Genomic DNA, 4,221 nt, shown 5'->3' on the forward strand with positions numbered 1-4,221 from the left:
GATGATCAGCGTATCGACGACCTTCTGTAGGGCTTCGATACCCTCATCGGCCTGACGCATGCGCTTGCCACCCTCAAACTGGAAGGGCTTGGTCACGACGCCGACGGTCAGAACGCCCAGTTCGCGGGCGGCCTGCGCGATGATTGGCGCGGCCCCGGTCCCGGTGCCCCCGCCCATACCGGCGGTGATGAAGCACATATGCGCACCGGCGAGGTGATCGACAATCTCTTCGATCGTCTCTTCGGCAGCGGCGGCGCCAACCGACGGACGGGCGCCTGCACCCAGACCCTCGGTCACCTTCACACCCATCTGGATGCGCGATTTCGAATGGCTTTGCTGCAGCGCCTGCGCGTCGGTATTCGCCACCACGAACTCCACGCCCTCAAGCTGCTGCTCGATCATGTTGTTGACAGCGTTGCCACCGGCACCGCCAACACCAAACACAGTGATCCGTGGCTTAAGGTCTTCGCGTTCACTCATCATCAGATTCAATGCCATTGGTTATCCGCCTGTATGTCCCCGGCCTGAACCGGCCGCTTTTTCCGCATTAGTGCGATTTTAGTCACATATTTGCCAAAGGTCACGAAAAAAACGCAAAAATGCTACAAAATCTGGGGGTTAATCTAACCCCATTCAGCGGCATTTCGCCGACACATCAAGATCATGCGGTTACCAGTTGTCTTTAAACCATTTAACCGCGCGCTTCAAAGACCGCGCCGGGTAACGTTCGGCCGGAATTTCGAAATCCCACCACTCGTCCTGCGGGTGCGCGGCAAATAGTGAAAGACCGACAGTTGATGCGAATGCGGCACCGGTTGCCGCCTGCGGCAGGCCCTGAACGCGCAATGGGCGGCCGAGTCGGACGTTCTGGCCAAGGATTTTCGCGGCAAGCATATCGAGACCGGGGATCTGGCTCGCCCCGCCCGTCAGCACGATCTGCTGGCTTGGCAGCTGGTCGAAACCGGCGGCATCCAGAATGGCGCGCACCTCTTCCAGGATCTCTTCCACACGCGGGCGCATAATTCCGATCAGCTCGGTCCGGCTGACCTGCCGTCGGTCCTTTTCCCAATCGCCGCAATCGGCGCCGATCTCGATCATCTCACGATCGTCCATGCCCGTCGCATGCACCCCGCCATGAATGGTCTTGATCCGCTCGGCGGTCGCCAGCGGCACCTGCAAACCCTTGGAGATGTCCGATGTCACGTGATCGCCGCCCAGCCGTACGCTTTCGGCAAAGATCATGTGTTTCTTGATGAAGATCGAAAGCCCCGTGGCCCCGCCGCCCATATCGATACAGGCGGCACCCAGCTCCTGCTCGTCCTCGACCAGCGACGAGAGCCCCGAGACATAGGCGGATGACGCAATGCCCGCGATCTCCAGATCGCAGCGCTTGATGCAGTAAAGCAGGTTCTCGACCGCGTTGGTATCGATGGTCAGAAGATGCATATCGGCGGCCAGCCGGTTGCCGACATGGCCGCGCGGATCACCTAGGCCCGAGCGGTGGTCGATGGCGAAATTCACCGGCTGGGCATGCAGCACCTCGCGGCCCGCCCCGAAATCCGGAACCTCGCAGGCGGCCAGCACACGCGCCACATCCTGTTCGCTGACCTGCCCGTCATGCAGCTCGATCTCACCGGCCAGCCCGTAGCTGCGCGGATGCGCGCCCGAAAAACAGGCAATGACGTGATCGACCCGCGTCTGCGCCATCTTCTGCGCTGCCTGCACGGCAGTACGGATCGCGCGCTCGGTCTCGGCCATCGCGTCGACCTCGCCAAAGCGCACCCCGCGTGAGCGGGTCGTGGCAGCGCCGATCACCCGGAACTGTGACTGCCCGGCAAGCGAGCCGAGGCCATCTTCGCGCATCTCCTCGGGCCCGTCGAAATTCAGGACCAGACAGGCGATCTTCGATGTTCCGACATCAAGGATTGCAACAACGCCCCGTTGCATGGCTGCACGGCGCATGTTCCGCATCGCGCGCTGGGACTGGTAAAGATCGGTCATTGCCCTGTCACCTCGGTTTCGAGCGCTGTCAATTCAGTGGTTGTATCGGTGGCGATCCGGATCGTCGGCCGGTTCTGGTTGCGCAGATCGACCACGGTCAGATCGCGGCCCAGCATGTCCTCGGCCTTATCGAGCGCGATGATGCGTTGCAGTGCCGCGACCGGTTCGGCCTCGGGCAGAAGAATGCGCTGATCGCGGTCCAGGACCACATCCCAGCGCCGCTCGCCCATGCGGACAAGGCCGCGGATACGGCCCTCAATGGGTAGCGCGGCTTGAAGCAGTGCCAGCGCCTCGGTCACCTGACCGTCCGCGCCCTCGCCCGCGATTACCGGCAGATCGGGCCGCGCCGCACGGGACAGCAGCGTCGCCACCCGGTGGCCGGTTGTATCCAGCATCTCAAGCCCCGTCGCCGTCCGCCACAGGATCACCGGCTGGCGTTCGGTCACCGTCACCTGCAGGATGCCGCCCTTGCGGATATGGATGTCGGCAGAAGCGACAGCATCGACCTTTTCGATCTCGGCCCGCAGGGCTTCCAGATCCAGCCGGAAGGATGAGGCCGGCAGCGTCACCGGCAGCATGCCCCGGATCGCGGTCGCAACCGGGGCCGAAGCGCCATCGACCGCCAGCAGACGCACCATGAATTCCGGCCGCGTCTCGACGCCTTCGCGCAGATCGGCCAGCGATTTCGCGATCCCCGCCCGGCGCGCATCGTCGGCAAGGTATCCGCCGACCAGCGATATCGCCAGAACGAAGGGCACACCCACCCGCACCGCCAGCCGGAACATCGGCGTCAGCCACAGCCGGTCCATCCGGTAGGCCAGCCGCGACGGCGCCGGATCGCGGCGCGCTGGCTGGGCGGGTTCCGCGAACCGTCGTTCTGCCCCGCCTAGCGGCCGCATGACGCGTCCTCCACGATCCAGGCGCAGAGTTCAGGGAAAGACAAACCCTCGGCCGCCGCCTGTTCCGGCGACAAAGAGGTCGGCGTCATCCCCGGCTGGGTATTGGTTTCCAGAATGAAAAGGCCAGCGATGCCCCGGCTGTCATCCCAGCGGAAATCCGACCGCGAGAGGCCCCGACAGCCGAGCGCCCGATGGGCCCGCAAAGCATAGTCGCAGGCGGCCGCAGCAATCTCGGCAGGAATATCGGCGGGGCAGGTATGGGTCGACCCGCCCGGCGCGTATTTGGCATGGTAGTCGTACCAGCCGGATGTATGGATCTCGGTCACGCCAAGGGTCCGGTCGCCGAGGACGGACACCGTCAGTTCGCGCCCCGGCACATACTCCTCGACCATCGCGATCTCGGGCATCTCCGGGCCCAGTTGCGGCGGGGAATTGGCGTCCTTCGCAACGATATAGATCCCGACCGAGGAGCCTTCGGCATTCGGCTTCACCACATAGGGCGGCGCCATCACATGCCGCGCCATCACCTCTGATTTGGGGGCGAGCAGGCTTTCCACCACCGGCAGGCCAACGCCGCGATAGATATCCTTGGCGCGCGTCTTGTCCATCGACAGCGCCGAGGCCAGAACTCCGGAATGGGTATAGGGGATACCCAGCCATTCCAGCATGCCCTGCACGCAGCCATCCTCGCCCCAGCGGCCATGCAAAGCGTTGAAACAGATATCAGGTTTGATCTCGGCCAGACGCGCGGCGATATCGCGGCCCGCATCGACCTCGATCACCGTGAATCCTGCCTCCCGGAGCGCGTCGGCGCATTCACGCCCGCTCGACAGCGACACCTCCCGCTCTGCGGAAAGGCCGCCCATCAGCACCGCCACTCTGGAGGCTTGTCTGCTCGACTTGCCTGCCAATTTTGCCTCGAACAGGTCCTTTTGCGGACCCTTATCTTATGGTTTCTGCACGTCTGCCTATGGCGATGTTACGCCCACGCGCATGATTTCCCACTCTAGCGTCAAACCGCTGTTTTTGAAAACCCTTTTTCTGACCTCTTCGCCCAGACCTTCAAGGTCGGCAGCCGTCGCACCGCCTGCATTGATCAGAAAGTTCGGATGCTTCTCGCTCATCTGCGCGCCGCCCTGCCGCGCGCCCCGCATTCCGGCCTCGTCGATCAGCTTCCAGGCCTTCAGATCGTGGACGTCATCGGCCCGTCCGGTGGAGGAAAAGCCCGCCGGATTGCGGAAGGTGGAGCCTGCCGAACGGTCCTTGACCGGCTGGGTCGCGTCGCGGCGGGCCAACTGGTCGTCCATCCGCGCAGCAAGCG

3 protein-coding genes and 2 pseudogenes are annotated in these 4,221 nt (G+C 63.6%); all 5 read right to left on the reverse strand.

Annotated features, from left to right (window positions below):
- A pseudogene (locus WBB85_RS14085) lies at positions 1–498 on the reverse strand (cell division protein FtsZ); the annotation flags it as partial.
- Between the two features lie 171 nt (positions 499–669).
- Positions 670–2,001, reverse strand: a complete 1,332-nt coding sequence (gene ftsA, locus WBB85_RS14090; RefSeq protein WP_432639240.1) for a cell division protein FtsA — start codon at positions 1,999–2,001, stop codon at positions 670–672.
- Complete coding sequence (locus WBB85_RS14095) at positions 1,998–2,900, reverse strand: cell division protein FtsQ/DivIB (RefSeq protein WP_432639241.1); 903 nt, start codon at positions 2,898–2,900, stop codon at positions 1,998–2,000. The genes ftsA and WBB85_RS14095 overlap by 4 nt, the downstream gene beginning before the upstream one ends.
- Positions 2,888–3,811 carry a D-alanine--D-alanine ligase gene (locus tag WBB85_RS14100; RefSeq protein WP_432639242.1) on the reverse strand — a complete coding sequence of 308 codons (924 nt, stop codon included), beginning with the start codon at positions 3,809–3,811 and terminating at the stop codon, positions 2,888–2,890. The genes WBB85_RS14095 and WBB85_RS14100 overlap by 13 nt, the downstream gene beginning before the upstream one ends.
- Positions 3,812–3,868: 57 nt before the next feature.
- A pseudogene (locus tag WBB85_RS14105) lies at positions 3,869–4,221 on the reverse strand (UDP-N-acetylmuramate dehydrogenase); the annotation flags it as partial.

Source organism: Albidovulum sp., assembly GCF_049646345.1.
Lineage (GTDB): Bacteria > Pseudomonadota > Alphaproteobacteria > Rhodobacterales > Rhodobacteraceae > Albidovulum.

Bases quoted from the DNA above. Each gene is read 5' to 3' on its own strand.
- WBB85_RS14095 (WP_432639241.1), bottom strand. From the start codon at position 2,900: ATGCGGCCGCTAGGCGGGGCAGAACGACGGTTCGCGGAACCCGCCCAG.
- ftsA (WP_432639240.1), bottom strand. From the start codon at position 2,001: ATGACCGATCTTTACCAGTCCCAGCGCGCGATGCGGAACATGCGCCGT.